Raw genomic sequence first — 21036 nt, 5'->3', positions numbered from 1 at the left:
CTAGTGCCAACAGCGCAGGGAGGGGCGGTGGCCGCGGCCACCGCCCCCTGCAGGGTGATCAGGTCACCAGGCCGTGCCACCAGCCGGGATCTCGGCGTAGGCGGCGAACCAGTCGTGCCACTTCACGGACGTGCCCACGAACGAGGAGCTGTTCGAGGTCGCCACGTACACGTCGGCCGCGTCGCCGCGCGTGTACGTCACGATGTCGTCCCTGCCGTCACCGTTGAAGTCACCGGTTCCGGGGATCTCGCTCCACGCGGCGAACCAGTCGTGCCACTTCACCGCAGTGCCGACGAACGACGAACCGTTCGACTTGGCCACGTACACGTCCGCGGAGGTGCCACGGGTGAACGTCGCGATGTCGTCCTTGCCGTCGTTGTCGAAGTCGCCCACGGCCGGGAACTCGGCGCCCGCCGCGAACCAGTCGTGCCACTTGACCGCGGTACCCACGAACGAGGTGCCGTTCGACGTCGCCACGTACACGTCGGCCGAGCCGTCGCGGGTGAAGGTCGCGATGTCCGCCTTGCGGTCACCGTTGAAGTCACCCACCAGCGGGATCTCGTTGTAGGCCGCGAACCAGTCGTGCCACTTCACGGCCGTGCCGACAAAGCTGCTGCCGTTCGACGTCGCCACGTACACGTCCGCCGAGCCGCCGCGGGTGAAGGTCGCGATGTCGTCCTTGCCGTCGCCGTTGAAGTCACCGACCGCAGGGACCTCGTTGTACGCGGCGAACCAGTCGTGCCACTTCACCGCAGTGCCGACGAACGACGAACCGTTGGACAGCGCCACGTACACGTCCGCCGTGGTGCCGCGCGTGAACGTCGCGATGTCGTCCTTGCCGTCGCCGTTGAAGTCACCGACCAGCGGCACCTCGTCCCACGCGGCGAACCAGTCGTGCCACTTCACCGCGGTACCGACGAACGACGAACCGTTCGACAGCGCCACGTACACGTCCGCCGAGCCGCCACGCGTGAACGTGACGACGTCGTCCTTGCCGTCACCGTTGAAGTCGCCGCTCTTGCTGGCGAAACCGTCGGCGAACGAGCCGGGGATGTTGGAGCGCACCCAGTCGTTGGTCGACTGGTCGCCGATCCTGGTGTAGACGCCTGGCTTGTTCGGCCGGGCGCAGCCGGTCCCCCACGATACGATGCCGACCTGCCGCCAGCCGCGCGCGGTGCCCGCGAGCAGCGGGCCACCGGAATCGCCCTGGCAGCTGTCCTTGCCGCCGGCCATCGGGCCGGCGCCGAGCATCGTGTCCGCCTTGAACGTGCTGCCGTAGGCGGCCGCGCTGGCCATCGTCGCGTCCGGCTGGATCGGCACGTCGACCTCGCGCAGGTCGTTGCTGCCCGCCCCGCCCTCGGACGTGGCGCCCCAGCCCATCGTGCGCACGTTGGCGTTCGGCATCCACGTGTCGCGCTCGGCCGAGGTCGCGAGCTGCAGCGGCGCCTTGGTCGACGCCGAGCTGAGTCGCATCAGCGCGACGTCGAAGCCGCTGCCGCTGGCGCTGGTGTACTGCGGGTGGATCCGGATCTCGGCAACGGTGCGGACGTCGCCGCCCGAGCCGCCGGAAATCCGGGTCTGCCCGATCAGCGTGCTGAAGTTGGCCGGGGTGTAGCCCTTGACGCAGTGCGCCGCCGTCAGCACCCAGTTCGGGTCGATCAGCGTGCCACCGCACCAGTGGTCGAACACACCGGGCCGCGAGATGGACACCATCCACGGGTAGGCGTTCGTCGGCGACACGTTGCCGCCGACGATCCTGGTGCTGGGCGGGTCGGTGTCATCCCCGTGCGCCTGCGCCGCCAGCCCCGCGGTCGCCAGGCCCACTGCGGCCAGTACGGCCAGGGATCTCTTGATGAGTCTCACTTTTCGCGATTCCCCCTCGCTTGTTGAGCTGTTCACCGCGGCCGACAGTGCCGACTGGCCCCTCGCCCGTCACCGTTCTCGACCAACTTCGACCACTGAGTGGTCTGGCCCAGTGACAGCCGGCGACAGCCTCAGTACGTTGAAACTCTCCTGGGGGGACGGGAGAAAATGCGTGGCCAGAGGGGAAAGAGGCGGACCGGTGGGAGATCCTCCCGGACCGCAGGGGGCGCGAACGTTCGAAGATCTGACCGGCCGACTGCGCGCGTTGCGGTCGTGGGCCGGCGTGAGCTACCACGAGATCCATCGCCGGGTGGTGACTTTCCGACGGACCAGGGGGATCGCCGAACTTCCTTCCTACAACACGGTTTTCCGGTGTTTCCAGGCCGGGCGTTCGCGCATGGACGTCGAACTGGTGGTGCACATCGCGCGGGTGCTGCTGGGCGAGGACGACGCGAGAGCGGCCGAGTGGCGACTCGCGCACCAGGTGATCACCGGGGTGGCGACCGAGGCCGAGATAGTGCGGGTGAGCAGCGCACTTCCGGACGACATCACCGATTTCACCGGCCGTGCCGCGGAGTTGGACCTGATCCTGACCGCCGCTGACGTCGTCGTGATCGAGGGCATGGCAGGTGTCGGCAAGACCCAGCTCGCCACCCGTGCCGCACATTTGTTGCTGCGCCAAGGAAAGTATTCGGACGTGCAGCTGTCGGTGAACCTGCGCGGCTACGACCGCGAGCGCCCTCCCGCCGATCCCGCCGCGGTCCTGGACGGCTTCCTCCGCCAGCTGGGCATGTCCGGCGACCGCATCCACCCCCTGGACCTCGCCGGCCGCAGCACGGCGTTCCGCAAGCTGCTGGTCGGACGCAAAGCGTTGGTGCTGCTGGACAACGCGATGAGCGAGGACCAGGTGCGGCCGTTGCTGCCGGACAGTCCCGACGTGCTGGTGCTGATCACCAGCCGCCGCAGGCTGCCGGGACTGCCGGGGGCGCGGCTGAGCTTGACCGCGTTCGGCCAGGAGGAGGTGCTGGACCTGTTGCGCCGCAAGGCGGGCGCGGACCGCGTCGCCGCCGACGTGGACACCGCCGTTCGGATCGGCGAGCTGGTGGGCCGCCTACCCCTGGCACTCGGCCTGGTCGCGGGCCTCATCGCCGACCGTCCTCATTGGACTCTGGCCGACCACCTCCTCCGCCTGACCGAGCGGCACGAACACCGGCACCTGGACAGCGGCGTGGAACTGGCCCTCGACCTGTCCTACCGCACCCTGCCCGCCGGACACCAGCGCACGTTCCGGCTGACCGCACTGCACCCCGGCCCGGACTTCGACTCGGGGGCCGCCGCCGCGCTGGCCGACGTGGACTTGGACGTCGCGCAACGCCACCTCGACGACCTGCTGGCCGACCACCTCCTGCAACTGAAGACACCTTCGCGGTACGAACTGCACGACCTCGTGCGCGTCTTCGCCGCCGCCCGCGTGGTCGACGAGGAACCGAAGTCCGCGCAACGTCTGGCGCTGACCCGTCTCTTCGACCACTACTTGGCGTCGGCCGCAGCTGCACGCAACACTCTCAACCCCGCCGAACGGCACGAGTGCGTCCGCGCCGCCTCCGTAGCCGACGCCAGGGCGTGGCTGGAGGCAGAGCACACGAACCTGGTGGCGGTGGCCGACCACACCGCCCGGCACGGCTGGTACAGCCACACCGCGCGGTTGATGACGACGCTGGCGAAGCACCTCGACATGACGGGCCGGCACCACGACGCCATCACCCTCTACCACCACGTGCTCAACACGGCCGACCGCCACAACCAGGGCGTAGCGCTGCACAACCTCGGCCGGGTCTTCTGGCGGCTGGGCGACCACGAAGCCTCACTGCACCACTTCGCGCGAGCTCTGGAGATCCACCGCGACACGGGCAACGGCGCCGGCGAGGCCGCCGCGATCAACAACATGGGCAACGTCCACCAACGCCTGGGCCACTACGACCTGGCCCTGCAGCTCTACCTGCGCGCCCTGGCCCTGCGCCGAGAACTGGGCGACCGCGTCGGCGAAGGCGCAACCCTCGGCAACGTCGGCATCATCTACCACCGCATGGGCCGCTACGACGAAGCCTTCTTCCACTACCGCCCGGCACTGGCGATCCGCCGCGAGGTCGGCGACCGCGAAGGCGAGGGCGCGGTGCTGGCCAACATCGCCGAGACCCACCAGTGCCTCCAGCAGTGGAACGCGGCCCGTACCCACTACGAACAGGCACTCGCGATCTTCGACGAGCTCGACGACCGCTCCAACCGCTCCTACGGCCTCGCCTACCTGGCCCAGGTCCTGCAGAAGCTGGGCTTCACAAAGCTGGCCGTCGACCACCACGAGGAGGCACTGGAACTGGCCAGGGAAGTCGGCGAGCTGAGCGTGGAAACCGAAGCCCTCAACCGCTACGGCGAAACCCTGACCGCCCTGGGCCGCCCCGCCTCAGCCCGCCCGTACCACGAACGCGCCCTCGAACTGGCCGCACAAACCGGCATCCGCTACGAACGCGCCCGCGCCCTCGACGGCCTGGCCGCCGCACTGTCCCGCACGGGCCGCCACAAGGAGTCGCTGCGCCACCGCACCGAGGCGCTGGCCCTGTTCGCCGAGCTGAACGTGCCGGGAGCCTCGGCTCGGCCGGAGCCGGTCCGCGAGCCCGCCCCGCCTGGCGCTGGTGCCGCGCCGCCGACTCGGGCCAGACAGACAGCCCGCTGACACACCCGCCCCCAGCACGAACCACGACCACACCGGGTGCCGGTCCGGCGACGGCGCCGGCTCGGACAAGGCAAGCAGCCCGGCGACACAAACCGCCGCCAGCCACGAACCCGCGACCCCACCGCGCGCCGGTCCCACGCCGGCACCGGGCTCGGGCCAGGCGGGCAGGCAGGCAGGCAGGCAGGCAGCACGGTGTCACGAGCCCGTCTCCAGCCACGAACCCACCCGCACCGGTCGCCACGCCGACGTCAACTCGGACCAGGCAGCCAACCCGGCCACACAAACCCGCCATCAGCCACGAACCCGCGACCCACCCGACACCGGCCCCGAACTCGGCCCCAGGCAGGCTGCCCGGTGACGCGAGCCCGCAATCAGCCGCGAACCAGCAACGCCACCGGATACCGGTCCAGCAACGAAACCAACTCAGGTACCGCGGGCCGCCCGGTCAGCACGTCCGTCCACTCCGGACCGCTCGGCAACGGCAGCACCGTGCCCTGCCAGCCCTGCCGCGCCAGCCCGACCGGCAGCCTGGTCGCCACCGTGATCACGCCGGACCGTTCGAACGCCAGCACGTGCTGCGCGGCCGGCCCCTCGGCACGCAAAGGCCGGTACCCGTGCAGTCCTCGCCTGCGCACCTGCAAGGCTTTCTGCACGACCAGGAGCTTCGCGGCACCCGAGTCGTCGATCTCCGGCAGCCAGCCCGACTCGATGCGGTCCAGCAGCTCGGCGCGGACCTTGTAGTCGACCGGCCGGCGGTTGTCCGGGTCTACCAGCGAGAAGTCCCACAGCTCGGTGCCCTGGTAGACGTCCGGCACGCCCGGCGCGGTGAGCTGGACCAGCTTCTGCCCCAACGCGTTCGAGAAGCCCGGCGCCTTGATCCGTTCGACGAACGCGGCGACTTCCGGCTCGTTCAGCGCCTTGGCCGGCCACGCGGCCACCTCGGCGTCGAACTCGGCGTTGCGGTCGACCCAGGACGTTTTGATCTTGGCTTCCCTGGACGCCTTCTCCAGGTATTGGCCCAGGCGTTCCTCGGTGATCGGGTAGGCGCCGACCAGCGACTGCCACGCGAGGCGGTTCAGCGACGGCTCGGAGATGCCGTGCCGCTCCGACATCTCCGCCTCGAACGCCAGGTAGGAGTCCGGCATCTCGGCCAGCACCGCCAGCCGGGCGCGCACGTCCTCCGACCGCTTGGTGTCGTGCGTCGACAACGCGGTCATGGCGTCCGGGGTCTGCGCTTCCCGCGCTGCCGCACGCTGGTGGAACTCCTCTGGCGCAAGACCGAACCGGTCCGGCGAGCCGCCGACCTCGTTCAGCGCCACGAAGTTCGTGTACCGGTAGAACGCGGTGTCCTCGGTGCCCTTCGCGACGACCATGCCGGACGTCTGCTGGATCCTGGTCGCCAGCTCGCCGTGCGGGTCGGCGCGCACCTGCTCGTCCAACGCGCGCACGGCAGGCGAGCGGCTCAGCCGGACCGCGGTTTCCCAGTGCTGCGAGCCTTCCGGCAGGTACGACCGGTACACCGGGAAGTTGACCATCACCTCGGCGACGGCCCGGCACGCGTCCTCGAACGGCACGCCCTGCACGAGCCGGGCGATCCGGCGCACCTCGGCGACCAGGATCGAGTCCGCGACCTGCCGCCGCGACGCGTGCTCGACCTCGTGGAAGTCGCCGGCGAACTCGCGAGTGGGCGCGATGAACACCCCGCAGATCTCGCGCAACGCGTCGTAGCCCGTAGTGCCGTCGACCGGCCAGCTCTGCGGCAGCGACTCGTCCGGGCCGAGGATCTTCTCCACGACCAGCCAGCCGTCGAAGTGCTCGCGCAGCCGCCGGAAGTAGCCACCCGGATCGGCTAGACCGTCCGGGTGGTCGATGCGCAACCCCGTGACGCCCCACGACAACACCTCGCGGTGGGTCGCCTCGAACACCTCGGGATCCTCGACCCGCACCGCCGCCAGTTCGGTGATGTCGAAGAACCGCCGGTAGTTGAGCTCGGTGTTGCCGCGCCGCCAGTTCACCTTCAGGTAATGCTCGTGAACCTCGTCCTCGGCGTCCTCGGCGAGCACGGGCAGCAGGACCTTGCCGGACGACCAGTCGATGTCGAAGTACCGCGCGTACTTGGACTCCGGGCCGCGCTGCAGGACGTCGTCCCACCAAGGATTCGGCACGACCATGTGGTTCGGCACGATGTCGACGACGAGGCCGAGGTCCTGCTCTGCCAAGCTCTTCTGCAACGCACGGCGTCCGTCGTCACCACCCAGCTCCGCCCGCGCCCGCGTCGGGTCTACGACGTCGTAGCCGTGCGTGGAACCTTCGCGCGCATCGAGCATCGGCGACGCGTACAGCGCCCCAACACCCAGGCGCCGCAGGTAGTCCGCGATACCGGCGGCGTCGGCGAAGGTGAAGCTCGGGGTGAACTGGACGCGGTACGTGGACGAGGGCGCGCCCATCAGCCCACCCGCTGCAGCACGACGAGCGACCGCGCGGTGAGGTTCAGCTGCCCGCCCGCGACGACCGGCTTCTGCCCGTTGCCGATGTGCCCTGTCGTCGTGTCGATCACCACTGTCCACTCAGGACCGTACTCGACGTCGGGCAGTGTCACCTCGATGTCCTCGTGGTGCGCGTTGAACGCCATCAGGAACGAGTCGTCGACCACCCGCATGCCGCGCGCGTCGAGATCGGGGATGCCCTCGCCGTTGAGGAAGATGACGATGCACTTGCCGAAGTCGTCCTCCCAGTTCTGCTCGGTCATCTCCTCGCCGGACGGGGTGAACCACGCGATGTCGCGCAGTTCCTCGCCCTTGCGGATCGGCCGGCCCGCGAAGAACCGCTTGCGCCGGAACACCGGGTGCACCTTGCGGAACCGGGCGAGCGCCGCGGTGAAGTCGACCAGCTCGGCGTTGGTCTCCAGCAACGACCAGTCGACCCACGACACCTCGTTGTCCTGGCAGTAGGCGTTGTTGTTGCCGTGCTGCGTGCGCCCGAACTCGTCGCCGTGCAGGATCATCGGCACACCCTGCGACAACAACATGGTCGCCATCAGGTTCCGCCGCTGCCGCGCCCGCAGCTCGAGGACCTCCTGGTCGTCCGTCGCCCCTTCGACCCCGCAGTTCCAGGACCGGTTGTGGCTCTCGCCGTCCTGGTTGTCCTCGCCGTTGGCCTCGTTGTGCTTCTCGTTGTACGACACCAGGTCGTTGAGCGTGAACCCGTCGTGCGCCGTCACGAAGTTGATCGACGCGTACGGCCGGCGCCCGTCGTCCTGGTAGAGGTCGCTGCTGCCGGTGATCCGCGACGCGAACTCGCCCAGCGTCGCATGCTCACCCCGCCAGAAGTCGCGCACCGTGTCCCGGAACTTGCCGTTCCACTCCGTCCACAGTGGAGGGAAGTTGCCGACCTGGTAGCCACCGGGCCCGACGTCCCACGGCTCCGCGATCAGCTTGACCTGCGACACCACCGGGTCCTGCTGCACGACTTCGAAGAACGTCGCCAGCCGGTCCACGTCGTAGAACTCGCGGGCCAGCGTCGCCGCGAGGTCGAACCGGAACCCGTCGACGTGCATCTCGGTGACCCAGTACCGCAGCGAGTCCATGATGAGCTGCAACGTGTGCGGCGCCCGCACGTTGAGCGAGTTACCGGTGCCCGTGTAGTCCATGTAGAACTTGGGGTCGTCCTCCACGAGCCGGTAGTACGACTCGTTGTCGATCCCGCGCATGGACAACGTCGGCCCGAGGTGGTTGCCCTCCGCCGTGTGGTTGTAGACGACGTCGAGGATGACCTCGATCCCGGCCTGGTGCAGGGCCCGCACCATGCCCTTGAACTCCTGCACCTGGTTCAACGGCAACGCGGAGTAACCGTCGTGTGGCGCGAAGAACCCGATGGTGTTGTAACCCCAGTAGTTGCTGAGCCGGCGCTCAGCCAGCGTGTGATCGCTGATGAACTGGTGCACCGGCATCAACTCGACGGCGGTCACGCCCAGCTTGGCGAGGTGGTCGATCATCACCGGGTGCGCGAGGCCCGCGTAGGTGCCCCGCAGCCGCGGCGGGATCTCCGGGTGGTCGATGGTGAGGCCGCGCACGTGCGCCTCGTAGATGACGCTCTCGTTGTACGGCGTCCTGGGCAACCGGTCGTTCGTCCAGTCGAAGAACGGGTTCACCACCACGGACTTGGGCACGTGCGGCGCGCTGTCCGTGTCGTTGCGCTCGTCCGGCGACCCGAACTTGTAGCCGTACAGCGCCTCGTCCCACGCCAGGCCGTTGGAGATGGCCTTGGCGTACGGGTCGATCAGCAGCTTGTTGGGATTGCAGCGGAGACCCCGTGCGGGGTCGTGCGGGCCGTGCACGCGGTACCCGTACCGCTGTCCAGGTCCGACGCCCAGCAGATAGCCGTGGTGGACGAAGCCGTCCACCTCCGGCAGCCGCACGCGGGTCTCGGTGCCGTCGTCGTCGAAGAGGCAGAGCTCGACGTACTCCGCGACCTCGGAGAACAGGGCGAAATTGGTGCCCACCCCGTCGTACTGTGCACCTAGCGGGTAGGGCCTTCCAGGCCAAGGTCGCACGATGCTCCTCATAGCTAGCGGGCTACCGACAGACCATATCTGGGTAACAACGTTGTGGCAGCACGCTGTTTCCAGTGGTCCGGTCCTCGTCTGACCCGGTTGCCCGGTGCGAGGTGAACGCTTCATCGCCACCAGCCCACGTGCTGTGGGTCTTCCGGTCGGCTCCACGTCCGTTCGAGCCTTGCGGCTCCAGGTCTCCGGCCTCTCCGGTACCTGTTGTGCTTCTCAGGGCAAGCGCGGCGAGGTTGCGAGCGGCGTTCAGATCGCGATCGCTCCGCAGACCGCAAGACTCACACGTGAACACCCGGACGCGCAGCGGCAGCTTGACTTTCACCACACCGCACTCCGAGCAGGTCTTCGACGACGGGAACCAGCGGTCGGCCACGATAAGCCAAGTACCCCTCCACCGCGTCTTGTACGCCAGTTGGCATCGGATCTGAGCGAGTCCGGTGTCGGCGATGGCCCGGGCCAGTCGGCGATTGCGCAGCATCCCGGCAACGTTCAGATCCTCGACCACGATGGTGCCGAACTCGGCCGCCAAGGCGGTGGTGAGTTTGTGCAGGCCGTCACGCCGAAGGTTCGCAATGCGGTGATGGATGCGGTTGCGCCGCTGGTTCGCCCGTTCCCATCGCTTGGAGGGCTGAGTGTCGGTGCGCCGGTCCGGACCGCGTCGACGCGACACGGTCCGGCACGCGCCCCGTAGCGCCGCAGACCCACGCACCAGGTGCTTCGGGTTGGGCACAAACCCCGCCGCGTCTGTGCCACCGGGGAGTGGCTGAGATACAACGGCGAGATGCGCGACGCCAAGATCCACGCCGACTACCGCATCCGGCCGTGCAGGTGGCTGGTCGTTGCGCTCCACCTCGCAGGTGAATGAACAGAACCAGCGGCCGGCCTCGAAGCAGACCGTCGCCGCCATGACGCGGGCGGTGCCGGCCTCGATCCGGCGGGCAAGCTTGCGGGTTGACTCGTGCGTCCGGATTCGGCCGAGCTTGGGAAGCGTCACGTGATGGCGGTCGGGTTCGACACGGATTCCTCCCGTGGTGAATCGGCACGACCGGCGCGCACGGCGCTTCGACTTGAACCTGGGAAACCGGACCACCGGGCCTGCACGTTTGCCGGTACGCGAGTCAGACCAGTTCTTCAACGCACGCGCAAGCCTGTCCAGGCCGCCGCTGTACGCCTCCTTCGAACATTCCGCCCACCAGGGCGCGACCTCGCCCTTGGCCTGGTTCCACCTTCGCCTCAGCGCGGGCAGGGACCAGTGCATCGCCGGGGTGAGGTCCTCGGGCGCGACGCCATAGCTGGCTTCGGCCTCACGCTGGTTCATCACGGCCTTGACCAGCGCCAAGCCCCAGTTGAACGCGAAGCGCGCGGCACCGCAGCGCGCGGACAGTGCCCGCGCCTGTGCCGGGGTCGGGTCCAATGCGAACCGGTAGGCCTGGTGGACGATCACACTCGAACCCTACGAGCGGGCACCGACAAATTTGGGCCCATTACTCGAAGGTTCTCACGAGGGTGGGAGCGGCTTAAGTCGAACGTGTGATCGTCACCGACTGGCGACTACCGGTTGCAGTCATACTCCTTCGTGTGCCAGCACGAGTTGCGCACGTGCGGCCGTGAGCAACGTGCGTGCTTCCTGGATCTCCACGTACTTCAAGTGCTCACAAGCAGCCTCCGCACAAGCCAGCGCGTGCTGCAGGGCGATGTTGTCGTCCACGGGTCCTGCGTCCCGCAGCGCTTCACGCAGGGATTCCTCCGCGCGCCGTGCCCCGACCACCGGGTCGCCGAGTGCGGCCGGTCTCACCGAAGCGAGCACCTGCTCGACGGCCAGTTCAAGCACGCCGGTTGGGTTCCGCGTGCTCACGGCTGAGCTCATCTGGTACGCCACCTCCAAAACGTTCGTCGTCCGCCGTCGGGTGACGGCCTTACAGTACTCCGCAGGTGCGTGACCTGCCGTTACGTGGAAGTTTCATCTATTTCGACCGCGCAGCGGACGGGTGATGTCGCGGACTCGTGGGAAGAAGTCGTCCAACGCCACGGGCAGGGGAATTCGCCAGTTCGGGTGCTCGTCGATCGTGCCCGGCACGTTGGGCTGCCGGGTTTCCCGCAGAGCGTCCTGAGGTGAAGTCAGGACCAACGCGCAGGGTGCCTGCGCGAGCAACTCGTGGGCGCCCGCGACCCGGTCGCCGGGGTTGATGCCCTCTGCGCGCATCAACGCGTCGAAATCCGGGCCGTCCGGACCGGCGAAGAACGTCGCCGCGGTCGGGAGATCGTGGGTGGAGATGCTGGCCATCGCGCGCGGGTTCCACTGCGTCGGCGGGATCAGCGGGTGGCCGGGAGCGTAGTAGTCGCGCTGGAAGTACAGGACGGCGCTGGTGAGCATGCCGTTCTCCTGCAACGTCTTCGTGACGACCGGCTCGACCGTGCCGAGGTCCTCGCCGACCACGACCGCGCCGGCTCGGTAGGCCTCCAGTGCGAGCACGCCGAGCATCGCGTCGGCGTCGTAGTAGACGTAGGTGCCGCGTGACGGCGGCTCGCCCGGCGGGATCCACCAGAGCCGCCACAGGCCCGCGACGTGGTCGATGCGGATGCCGTCGGCGTGCTTCAGGACGCTGCGCAGCACCTGGCGGAACGGCCGGTAGCCGGTCTCGGCGAGCTTGTCGGGGCGCCACGGCGGCAGGCCCCAGCCCTGGCCGTCGGCGCTGAACGCGTCCGGCGGCGCACCGACCGTGACGTCGATGGCGAAGACGTCCGGGTCGGCGAACGTGTCCGCGCCACCCGGCGAGACGCCCACCGGCAGGTCGTGGATGACGCCGACGGCCATGCCGGCCTCGTGCGCGGCGAGCCGGACGTCCTGCAGCTGACGGGTGCAGAGGTGCTGGACCCAGGCGTGGAAGGCGACTCGTTCGGCCGGCGCGTCATCGCGGTCGGCCGGCCACTCGCGCCAGTCCTTGCCATAACGCTCAGCCAGCGCGCAGTAAGTCGCGAACGCGCGGAGATCGGAGTCCATCTCGACGTCGCCGCCGGGGAACAACAGCTCCAGGGCCTGCCGCTTGGCGTCCCAGATCGCGTCGTAGTCGATCAGTTCCTGGTTCTCCGGCCGGAGGTCGCGGATGAGCTGCCGGGTGCGCGGGCAGGCCTGCAGGAACTCCGCGGTGTCGGTGATCCGCAGGTACAGCGGGTTCGCGAACCGGCGGCTGGTCGGCGAGTACGGCGAGCGCTCGACCGGGTGTGTGAGCGACGGCGCCTGCACCGGGTTGACCAGGACCACGCCCGCATCGAGTTCCAGCGCGGAACGCCGGGCGATCGTCGCGAGGTCGGCGAAGTCGCCCATGCCCCACGAGTCCTTCGAGCGCGCCGCGTAGAGCTGCAGCATCCAGCCCCAGGTGTGCGGCACGTCCGGCAACGTCCTGGGCGCGACGGCCAGCGTGATGCTCTGCGACGACGTCTCCACCCGGTGCCAGCCGAGCGGCAGCGAGTCCGGCAGGTGCCGTTCGACGTCGAAGGAGGTGCCGTCCTCCAAAAAGACCGTGGCCGGGCCGCGCAGGTCGTACGTCTCGTACTCGCGGATCACGATCGTGGGCGGGAGGACGCGTTCAGCGCGGCGTTGCTCGACCAACGCGAGCTCGCGGGCGACGGAGTCCTCAGTGGACGCGTCGACGCCGAACTGGGCGAGGACCTCGACGACGACCTCGGTGTCGACGGTGACCTCTTGCTGGTCCGCGTTCTCGTACCGAGTGGCAACGCCCCAGGCGTCCGCCAGCCGCGCCACCAACTCCTCCACGGGTACAAGCTATGTCACAGCTCGGTGCTTATTACCAGAGCAAATGGTCCCTGGTCACCCGAAGGGTGCAGGCCGGTCGAGACACCCGCTCTCGGTGCTTTTGACTAAACATCCGATGCTTCTGCGGGAATCGCCACGACCGCTTCGACCTCGACCAGAAAATCGGGTCCGAACAACGCGGCGACCTGAACCAACGTGCTGGCCGGGTTGTGCACTTCGCCCAGCGCGGGCCGCAAAATCTCGTCCCGGACATCACGAATGGTCTGCACCTCCGACGCATCAAGGACGTACCAGGTGAACTTGATGACATCCGACCAGTCGGCGCCGAGGTTTTTGATCACGTGATGAAGGTTGCCCAGCGCCTGCCGCGTCTGCGCGCCCAGGTCGTCGACCCCGACGACACAGCCCTGGGCGTCGACCGCGACCTGGCCGGAGATGAAGGCGATCTTCCCGGTGACCGCCACCGCGTGGGCGTAGCCAGGGGTCGTGGGCAGCGCGGGCAGTTCGGTCAGGCGATCTTCGGCGGGCATGCGCTGAACCCTACTCAGGCGACCGGACCGCTGGAGTTGCGCACGACCAGCCGCACCGGGTGGTCGGCCGGCTCGATCTCGCCGCCCCTGATCAACGTGAACAGGTCGGCGACCGCCCGCTCCCCCTGCTCCTTCGCCGCGCCCTCGACGGCAGTGAGCCCCACGACGCGAGTGAGCTCCTGCCCGTCCAGCGACACGATCGAGAGATCGTCCGGCACCGTGCGCCCGTCGCGTTGCACTCGGAGGTAGATGCCGAGCGCCGCCGCGCCGTTCGAGCTGATCACGGCCGTGGGCAGACGTTCGCCGTCGAGCAGCACGTCGACCACCTGCTCGCCGCCGTCGACGGTCGGCGAGCACCAGACCGTCCACTCCGGACGCACCTCGAGCCCGGCCTCGATCAGGATCTCGTCGTACGACTCGTCGACGCCGTCGGACAGCACCAGCGCCACGTCGTGATGACCGAGGGCGAGCAGATGCTCGACCGCCGTGCGCAGGGCACGCCGGAGATCGGCGTCGTCGACGGTGATGTGCGGGACCTCGAGCGACTCCAGCGCGGCCTGTTCGCCTTCTGTCAAAGACATGGACAGAAGCAGCACTCCGTCGACCCGGCGCCCCAGCGGCAGCTCGTCGAAGAACTTCTCCCTGGCGCTCTCGTCGGCGAGCACGTAGAGCAGCACGTCGTAACCGGCCTGCCGCAACGCGCCCTCCGCGCCCGCCAGCACCGGGTTGACCTCGGAAGTCAGCACCGCGATCGCATACCGGCGCCCGCCGGCCAACGACGAGGCGTCGCGCGCGATGGCGTACTTCATCCGCCGTGCGACCTCGCTCACGTGCTGCCGCGTCGCCTCGGACACGCCCGGTTCGCCGCGCAGGGCCCGCGATACGGTCGCAGCGGACACCCCTGCAGCCTTGGCCACATCGGACATGCTGGTCACGGTTCCGAGCGTATTGGAGATCCATGAAGCCCGGCGACCTCGCCCCCGACTTCGTCCTGCCCGACCAGGACGGCACCGACCGCAAGCTCTCCGAACTCCTGGAGAACGGCCCGGTCGTGCTCTTCTTCTACCCCGCCGCGATGACGGCCGGCTGCACCGCGCAGAGCTGCCACTTCCGCGACCTCGCCGCGGAGTTCGCCGAGGTCAACGCCCAGCGCGTCGGCATATCGACCGACGACGTGGCGAAGCAGAAGCAGTTCGCGGAGCTGAACAACTTCGACTACCCGCTGCTGTCCGACGTCGACGGCGAGGTGGCCGAGCAGTTCGGCGTGAAGCGCCGGTTCGGGCCGATCCCGGTCAAGCGGCACACGTTCGTCATCGACACGGACCGCGAGATCATCGAGGTGATCAAGAGCGAGTTCTCCATGAACTCGCACGCGGACAAGGCGCTGGCGACCCTCAGGAATCGGTGATCGTCAGCACCCCGTAGGGCCCGGAAGCCTTGCCCTCGCGGACAGTCGTGCCGTCGACCGTGTACTTGCCGTGCACCTCGGTGCCGTCGGGACCGGCGACCACGACCAGCATCACCGACTTGGCGAGCTGGTCGGCCGGCACCTCGACGGTCCTGGCCCACGGCAGTCGCACGCTCGACTCGTTGTGCACGGACGCACCGACGGTCGCGGTGATGTTGAACGCCGTGCCGGTGCCGGTCACCTCGAACACGACCACACGTTTGCCCGGCACCGGCGGCGTCTGCTCGGGCAGCGGGGGCGGCGGAGGTGGGCCGGCGGGCTCCTGCTGCTCGGCGAAGGTCCGCTCGAGCATGCTCGACACGTGGTTGCCGAACGCGAGTCCGCCGACGACCAGCAGCGCCGCGACGAGCAACAGCACCCACGGCCACTTCGGCGACCGCGGCATCTCGTGCAGCGGTGGCGCGACGCCGTACTCGGATGGTTCGTGCGACATGAAGACCCCCTCACCGGGGAGGTCGATCTTCTGTCGCCTGCTGTTACCGGACGGTCGGACCCAGCCCGGCGAGCACGAAGTCCGCGATCTCCCCGGCCAGCTCGGCGGGCGGCTTCGCACCGTCCGGCCGGTACCAGATGGGCAGCTGGTTCACGACGCCCAGCGCGATCCGCACCACGGTGTCCGCGGGCACGGCAGAGCTGAACTCCCCGTCGGCCTGCCCCTTCTCGATCACCGCGCGGAACGTCTCGTGGTATCGGCGGCGCTCGGCGCGGAACTCGGTCATCCGGTCCTCGCCGAGCCGGTGCAGCTCCCGCACGAACACGGCGGTCTCGTCGACCCGTTCGGCCGTCGAGACCACCAGCGAGACCAGGATCTCCCGGACCGTGTCCGCGGCGGACAGCCCGAGCGCGATGATCCGGTCCATGTCGGCCGACTGGGACGTGATCAGCTGCCGGTAGATCTCGAAGAGCAGGTCGTCCTTCGCGCGGAAGTAGTGGTACAGCGCGCCTTTGGTCACCTGCGCGGCCGTGACGATCTCCTGCACGGAGGTCGCGTCGTAGCCCTGCGACGCGAACAGCCGCACGGCCGCGTCGATGATCTTCTGCTCGGTCGCGCCGGCCACGGCTAGGCCTTCGGCGCCAGTGCGCGTACCTGCGCGATCTGGTCGCCACCGGTCGGGAGCAGCGCGATGATCGGGGTGTCGACGCCGGCGTTCTGGTACTCGGCGACGCGGGCGCGGCACTCGTCCAGCGAACCGTGCACGATCAGCGCGTCCACGACCTCGTCCGGGATCGCCTTCGACGCGGCCTTGCGGTCGCCCGCAGCCCACGCCTCGTGCATCGGGCGCAGCGCCTCGCCGCGGCCCAGCCAGTCGTGGAACGCCGCATAGGCGGGCACGGTCAGGTACGTGCTGATCAGCATGCGTCCCAGCGCCCGTGCGGCATCGGCGTCCTCGGTCGGGCACACGAAGATCCGCGCGGCCAGCTCCGAGTCGCCGAGCTCCTCCCGCACCTGCGCCACGTCGGTCGCGGCCAGCCAGTTGGTGATCGCGCCGTCCGCCTCACGGCCCGCCAGCCGCAGCATGTTCGGCCGCAGCGCCGCGAGCATGATCGGCACCTTCTCGGCGGGCGGGCGCTCCAGCTTGAAGCCCGACACCTTGAAGGTGTCGTACTCGGCGGTGACCTTCTCGCCCGCCAGCGCGGCCTTGAGGAAGCGCAGCGTGTCGCGGGTCCGCTTGAACGGCTCCTCGAACGGGATGGCGTTCCAGCGCTGCACGATCGCGGGCGACGACGAGCCGATGCCCAGCACGAACCGGCCGCCGGTCACCTCAGCCAGCGTCGCCGCGGTCATCGCCAGCGTCGCGGGTCCGCGCGTGTAGACGGGCGCGATCGCCGGGCCGAAGCGCAGCTCGGAGGACCACTGGGCGGCCAGGGCGAGCGGCGTGAACGCGTCCGTGCCGGTCGTCTCGGCCGACCACACGTCCGTGTAGCCGAGCCCGGCGAGCTCGGACACCAGCGCGCGGTGCTCCAGCACCGGCACGCCGAGCAGCGGCAGCGTGATTCCCCAACGAGCCATGAGAAGCCTCCAAGTCGACCACTTGGAGGCCACCCTACCGACCGGTCGGTATGCCTGCCAACCGTCGTCACTTCTTCCTGGCGAACGTGAGCCCGTCCGCGATGGGCACCAGCACCGACTCCACCCGCGGGTCACGCTGCACGAACTTGTTGAACGCGTCGATGGCGGCTGCGTTGCCCTCGGGCTGCTCGTCGGCCGCCTCGCCGTAGTAGAGCGTGTTGTCCGCGAGCAGCAGGCCGCCCTGACGCACCCGCGGCACCAGCAGGTCCCAGTAGTGCACGTACCCGACCTTGTCCGCGTCGATGAACACCAGGTCGATGACCGCCTCGTCCGGCAGTTCGGCCAGCGTCTGCGCGGCCGGGCCGAGGCGCAGGTCGACCCGGTCGCGCACGCCGGCTGCCTGCCACGCCTCCTCGGCGATCGCGGTCCACTCGACGGAGATGTCGCAGGTGATGACCTTGCCGTGCGGCGGAAGCGCCTGCGCGAACGCGAGCGTGGAGTACCCGGTGTACGTGCCGACCTCGACGACGGTCTGCGCGCCGGTGAGCTTGACCAGCAGGGACAGCAGCACCGCCTGCTCGTGCGGGATCTGCATCTCCGCCGAGTCACCGAGCTCCAGCGTCCTCGCGATCAGCTTCTCCTGCACCGCAGTCGGCTGGCCTGCCTGCTGGCGCACGTACTGGTAGATCTGCGGGGTCATGACCACGGTCTTGAAGTCGTTCACGCGCGGCCTTCTCTCATAGTCGGGTGGCGAACGTCCTGAGTGTGTCGGTGTACTCGGGCCGCAGCGGGTGTTTCGCGAGGTCGTGGCCGATGGCGGACAGGACGGCGGCGCGGTGCGCGCGGTAGCGGCTCACGCACACGTTCTCCCGGCTGACGAGGAAGAACTCGTCGAACCGGGCGCGCTCGGCGTCGGTGGTGGGCACGCGCGTGCGTCCGGACTCGCGCAGCAGCGAGTTGCCGCCGGGCACGAGCCTGCGCATGACCTCCATGTGCGCCAACAGGTTCGCCTTGCTCGCAGAGGAGAGCGGTGCGGCCGCCACGGGCCCCAGTGCGGTACGGGCCTGGCGCAGCAGGCCGGGCAGGGGCTCGTAGTCACGTGCCCACCGCCCGCTGAACGCCGGGTCGAACGCCACCATCATCGGCCGGATGACGTCCTCGTACACGTCACGGGAACAACTGCCCGAATAGGCGAGCATCACCGAGTACGCGTCATATCCAAGCGCAGTGAGCCGGACTAGTTGCGAATCAGGCTCGCGTATCAACCGATCGAGTGAAGCCGAAAGAAACCTCCAGACCAAAAATGCACCGTGATGGCCCAGAAACCACCGGTGGACGGCACGCTCCACCGGATCTTCGGGGGTCCGGATGTCGACTGGGACCTCATAACAGCTGTTGACGCACGGAATCAATTCCGAGCCGGGCATCGGCAACCGCAGCACGGGCAGGTCGACCCACGTGTGGCCCCAGACGGGCGCGCAGACCGGAGCACTCATCACACACCCTCCACTTCGGACACAACGACGTCGAGCAGGTCGGCGACCCTGCCGAGGGTGGTGTCGAGTGGCCGATCCGCCACGATCGGCGGCACCTCCTCGGCGATCCGGTCGAACACCTCCGCGAGCTTCGGGGCGTGCGGGCGGCGTGCGCCGACGTGCACGGCCTGGCGAAGCCCGATCGCGAGCCCTGCGTGCAGGTAGCGCAGGAGCCCAGCCTGGTCGAGCGCGGCGAACGCGGCCTGGGTGCCGAACGGGACGACGTCCTGGTTGTGCAGGTTTGTCGGCAGGCTCTGCACGGACGCGGGCGTGGCGGCCCTGCGCATCGCGGCGACGGTCGCCGTCGTGCAGAGCTGCACACCTTGCAACGCGTGGTGCTGGCCGGGCAGCGGGCTGAGCATCGGCGGCAACCCGTTGGTGCGGTTGGGATCCACCAGGAGGTCGAGCTGCCGTTCGGCCAGGTTGCCCAGCTGCACCAGGGCGACGTTGAGCTGGTCGGCCGCGAAGGCGCTGGGCTGACCGAAGAAGTTGCCGCCGTGCACGACCTCCCTGCTCTCCGGGAAGAACAACGGGTTGTCGCTCACGCCGTTGAGGTCGCGCCGCACCACCTCGTCCGCGTGCCGCACGCTCGTGCCGGCCGCGCCGATCAACTGCGGTGCGCAGCGAATGCTGTAGGCCTCCTGCAGCGGCCGTTCCCCGGACGGTGTGCTGCCCGCGAGCCAGGTCCGCATCGCCGCGCCGGTCTCCGCGACGTCCGGATGCCCGAACGCGGCCAGCAACCCGACCGAGACGAACTCGGTGCCGCAGCCCAGCACGTCGGTCAGCAAGGCGGACAACAGCTCCGCGGTCCGGTGCGAGCGGTTTGCCTGCGCCACAGCGAGTCCGAGTGCTGCGGCGGTCACCGAAATGCCGTTGACCAACGCGAGCGCGTCCCGCCCGTCGAGCTTCAGTTCACGCAGTCCGGCTTTCGCGAGCGCGTCGCCCGCCGGCATGAGCTGACCTTGGAAGAACGCATTCCCGTTACCGCGCAACGCATGCGCGACGTAGGCCAGCGGCTGGAGATCACCACTCGCGCCGACCGAGCCGAGCCGTGGCACGGCGGGGGCGAATTCCGTGCCCAGCACGGCGATCAGCGCGGTGACGACCTCTTCCGAAACCCCCGATCGGCCCTGCGCCAACGAGAACAACCGCGCCAGCACGGCCGCGCGGGCGACCGCGGGTGGCATCAGCTCGCCGTGGCCGACGATGTGGTGGATGATCGTGTTGTCGCTCTGACCGGCACCGTCCGCGCGGCCCTCGAACTCGACGAGCGGGCCGAAACCCGTTGTCACACCGTAGATCGCGCGCCCAGAGCCGCTGACGTCGAGCACGAACTCGCGGCAGCGCGCGACTCTCGCTCGCACGTCGTCGGGAAGCTCGACGTGCAGCGCGGCACGGGCCAGTTCGAGCTGGGCAGGTTCGAGTGCCGCTGCCAGGTTCAGGGCAGCGGAAGATGTTCCGACAGGCACGACGCCTCCTGTGGACGAATCGGGGGGCCTCTCGCGACGATCCCCGTTGACCTGTCGGCGAGGAAGGGCCTAAACGCACTACCCGAAGAAATATCGGTTGTTGGTTCCTACCCGTGGCGGAAGTTGTTGTCCGTTGACAGTGCAGCCCTTTTCACCCGTCCTGTGCAGTGATGAGCTCGCCAGAGCGGTGATCGAACTCTCCGCTCACGATTCGGACCAAAAGACCGGCCGACTGCTCCACCGGGGTGAACCTGCCGCTGGCACGCTGAGATCTGGCCCACTCCGCCACGCGCTGCTCGTCCGCGCTGCCGTCGCTCATGGTGCGGCCGCGGCGCATCAGGCCGACGTCGACCATGCCGGGGTCGTAGCTCAGCACGGCGATCGGCCGTCGTTTGAGCTCGATCGCGAGGTTCTCGGTCAGCTTGATCACGGCGGCCTTCGACACGGAGTACGCCGTGACGTAAGGCCATCTGTGCACGCCGGCGTTGCTGACCACGTTGATGATCCGCCCGCTCGTCATCGTGCGAATGGCGGCGTTCGCGGCGAACGCGGTGCCGCGCAGGTTCACTTCGAACGTGCGCCACCAGTCGGTCTCGTCGACCTCCCACGTGGGCCCGACCGGCCCGCCGAGCGCGCCGTTGTTGACGAGCACGTCGACCCCGAGGCTCTCGATGAGCTTCGGGGTCGCGTTCGGGTCGGCGAGGTCCGCGACGTGCGCCTCGACGTAGACGCCTTTGGCCCTGAGTTCGGCTGCCGCGGTGTCGAGCGCCCGCTCGTCCCGGCCGGTGATGATGAGCTGGTGCCCTTGTGCGCCAAGGACTTCGCTGAACGCCCTGCCGAGTGCCTTGGCGCCGCCGGTGATCAGGACGCGCACCAGCAGTCCTTCAGGCGACGCAGGACCTTGCCGGAGACCGATCTGGGTATCTCTGCCACGAACTCAACCTGGCGCACCTTCTTGATCGGCGCCACCTTCGCCGCCACGAGCTCGTCGGCCGTGACGTCGCCTTGCGTCACCACGAAGGCCTTGGGGCACCTCGCCGTTAACCCGATCGGGCGCAAGCTCCACCGGCCGTTGTGGACGATCGTGGAA

The 21036-nt window shown here is 68.9% G+C and carries 18 protein-coding genes; 2 read left to right on the top strand and 16 right to left on the bottom strand.

Annotated elements, in window-relative coordinates:
• Window positions 1–63: 63 nt before the first annotated feature.
• Entirely contained in the window at window positions 64–1863 is a 1800-nt protein-coding gene (locus DI276_RS52475; protein ID WP_157985028.1) for a trypsin-like serine protease, read from the bottom strand.
• 397 nt (window positions 1864–2260) lie between these two features.
• Here DI276_RS52475 and DI276_RS29905 point away from each other — a divergent pair, with 397 nt between their 5' ends.
• Window positions 2261–4594, top strand: a complete 2334-nt coding sequence (locus tag DI276_RS29905; protein WP_198680989.1) for a tetratricopeptide repeat protein — start codon at window positions 2261–2263, stop codon at window positions 4592–4594.
• A gap of 371 nt (window positions 4595–4965) precedes the next feature.
• Here the strand turns inward: DI276_RS29905 and treY are convergent, their stop codons facing one another.
• From treY to DI276_RS29870, 7 genes are all read right to left on the bottom strand, one after another.
• The gene (gene treY / locus DI276_RS29900) at window positions 4966–7041 is read right to left on the bottom strand and encodes a malto-oligosyltrehalose synthase (RefSeq protein WP_112269418.1); all 2076 of its coding nucleotides are present in this window, start codon (window positions 7039–7041) and stop codon (window positions 4966–4968) included.
• On the bottom strand, window positions 7041–9146 hold the full coding sequence (glgX, locus tag DI276_RS29895) for a glycogen debranching protein GlgX (protein WP_112269969.1): 2106 nt from the start codon (window positions 9144–9146) through the stop codon (window positions 7041–7043). Before glgX ends, treY begins: the two co-directional genes overlap by 1 nt.
• 22 nt (window positions 9147–9168) lie before the next feature.
• A complete protein-coding gene (gene tnpB, locus DI276_RS29890) occupies window positions 9169–10602 on the bottom strand; it encodes an IS607 family element RNA-guided endonuclease TnpB (RefSeq protein WP_198680988.1) in 1434 nt (477 codons plus the stop codon).
• Window positions 10603–10722: 120 nt separating this feature from the next.
• Complete coding sequence (locus DI276_RS29885) at window positions 10723–11025, bottom strand: hypothetical protein (protein WP_112269958.1); 303 nt, start codon at window positions 11023–11025, stop codon at window positions 10723–10725.
• Window positions 11026–11118: 93 nt separating this feature from the next.
• A complete protein-coding gene (locus DI276_RS29880) occupies window positions 11119–12933 on the bottom strand; it encodes a 4-alpha-glucanotransferase (RefSeq protein ID WP_112269416.1) in 1815 nt (604 codons plus the stop codon).
• A gap of 104 nt (window positions 12934–13037) precedes the next feature.
• Entirely contained in the window at window positions 13038–13463 is a 426-nt protein-coding gene (locus DI276_RS29875; protein WP_112269414.1) for a RidA family protein, read from the bottom strand.
• Between the two features lie 14 nt (window positions 13464–13477).
• A complete protein-coding gene (locus DI276_RS29870; protein ID WP_112269956.1) occupies window positions 13478–14389 on the bottom strand; it encodes a LacI family DNA-binding transcriptional regulator in 912 nt (303 codons plus the stop codon).
• Window positions 14390–14421: 32 nt separating this feature from the next.
• On the opposite strand from DI276_RS29870, the gene DI276_RS29865 reads away from it, so the two are divergent.
• Window positions 14422–14871: a peroxiredoxin gene (locus tag DI276_RS29865; protein ID WP_112269412.1), complete on the top strand. Its 450-nt coding sequence runs from the start codon at window positions 14422–14424 to the stop codon at window positions 14869–14871.
• Here the strand turns inward: DI276_RS29865 and DI276_RS29860 are convergent.
• From DI276_RS29860 to DI276_RS29825, 8 genes are all read right to left on the bottom strand, one after another.
• Window positions 14858–15364, bottom strand: coding sequence for an MmpS family transport accessory protein (locus DI276_RS29860; RefSeq protein ID WP_112269410.1), 507 nt, complete (start codon window positions 15362–15364; stop codon window positions 14858–14860). The two genes, DI276_RS29865 and DI276_RS29860, sit on opposite strands and share 14 nt — an antisense overlap.
• A gap of 43 nt (window positions 15365–15407) precedes the next feature.
• Window positions 15408–15989 carry a TetR/AcrR family transcriptional regulator gene (locus DI276_RS29855; RefSeq protein ID WP_112269408.1) on the bottom strand — a complete coding sequence of 194 codons (582 nt, stop codon included), beginning with the start codon at window positions 15987–15989 and terminating at the stop codon, window positions 15408–15410.
• Between the two features lie 2 nt (window positions 15990–15991).
• Window positions 15992–16942, bottom strand: coding sequence for an LLM class F420-dependent oxidoreductase (locus DI276_RS29850; RefSeq protein WP_112269406.1), 951 nt, complete (start codon window positions 16940–16942; stop codon window positions 15992–15994).
• Window positions 16943–17009: 67 nt separating this feature from the next.
• A complete protein-coding gene (locus DI276_RS29845) occupies window positions 17010–17666 on the bottom strand; it encodes an O-methyltransferase (protein WP_232837012.1) in 657 nt (218 codons plus the stop codon).
• Window positions 17667–17679: 13 nt separating this feature from the next.
• The gene (locus tag DI276_RS29840) at window positions 17680–18141 is read right to left on the bottom strand and encodes a hypothetical protein (protein ID WP_157985027.1); all 462 of its coding nucleotides are present in this window, start codon (window positions 18139–18141) and stop codon (window positions 17680–17682) included.
• Between the two features lie 296 nt (window positions 18142–18437).
• A complete protein-coding gene (locus DI276_RS29835) occupies window positions 18438–19946 on the bottom strand; it encodes an HAL/PAL/TAL family ammonia-lyase (protein WP_112269402.1) in 1509 nt (502 codons plus the stop codon).
• 151 nt (window positions 19947–20097) lie between these two features.
• Window positions 20098–20820, bottom strand: a complete 723-nt coding sequence (locus DI276_RS29830; protein WP_157985026.1) for an SDR family NAD(P)-dependent oxidoreductase — start codon at window positions 20818–20820, stop codon at window positions 20098–20100.
• A complete protein-coding gene (locus tag DI276_RS29825; protein ID WP_157985025.1) occupies window positions 20808–21005 on the bottom strand; it encodes an AMP-binding enzyme in 198 nt (65 codons plus the stop codon). Before DI276_RS29825 ends, DI276_RS29830 begins: the two co-directional genes overlap by 13 nt.
• Between the last annotated feature and the right edge of the window lie 31 nt (window positions 21006–21036).

Source organism: Lentzea terrae, from assembly GCF_003265345.1.
Lineage (GTDB): Bacteria > Actinomycetota > Actinomycetes > Mycobacteriales > Pseudonocardiaceae > Lentzea > Lentzea terrae.
The sequence above is the reverse complement of the archived record's forward strand: the minus strand, read 5'-3'. Positions and strand labels throughout refer to the sequence as shown.

Bases quoted from the DNA above. Each gene is read 5' to 3' on its own strand.
- DI276_RS29905 (WP_198680989.1), top strand. From the start codon at position 2,261: ATGGACGTCGAACTGGTGGTGCACATCGCGCGGGTGCTGCTGGGCGAG.
- treY (WP_112269418.1), bottom strand. From the start codon at position 7,041: ATGGGCGCGCCCTCGTCCACGTACCGCGTCCAGTTCACCCCGAGCTTC.
- DI276_RS29885 (WP_112269958.1), bottom strand. From the start codon at position 11,025: ATGAGCTCAGCCGTGAGCACGCGGAACCCAACCGGCGTGCTTGAACTG.
- DI276_RS29875 (WP_112269414.1), bottom strand. From the start codon at position 13,463: ATGCCCGCCGAAGATCGCCTGACCGAACTGCCCGCGCTGCCCACGACC.
- DI276_RS29870 (WP_112269956.1), bottom strand. From the start codon at position 14,389: ATGTCCGATGTGGCCAAGGCTGCAGGGGTGTCCGCTGCGACCGTATCG.
- DI276_RS29865 (WP_112269412.1), top strand. From the start codon at position 14,422: ATGAAGCCCGGCGACCTCGCCCCCGACTTCGTCCTGCCCGACCAGGAC.
- DI276_RS29860 (WP_112269410.1), bottom strand. From the start codon at position 15,364: ATGTCGCACGAACCATCCGAGTACGGCGTCGCGCCACCGCTGCACGAG.
- DI276_RS29850 (WP_112269406.1), bottom strand. From the start codon at position 16,942: ATGGCTCGTTGGGGAATCACGCTGCCGCTGCTCGGCGTGCCGGTGCTG.
- DI276_RS29840 (WP_157985027.1), bottom strand. From the start codon at position 18,141: ATGCTCGCCTATTCGGGCAGTTGTTCCCGTGACGTGTACGAGGACGTC.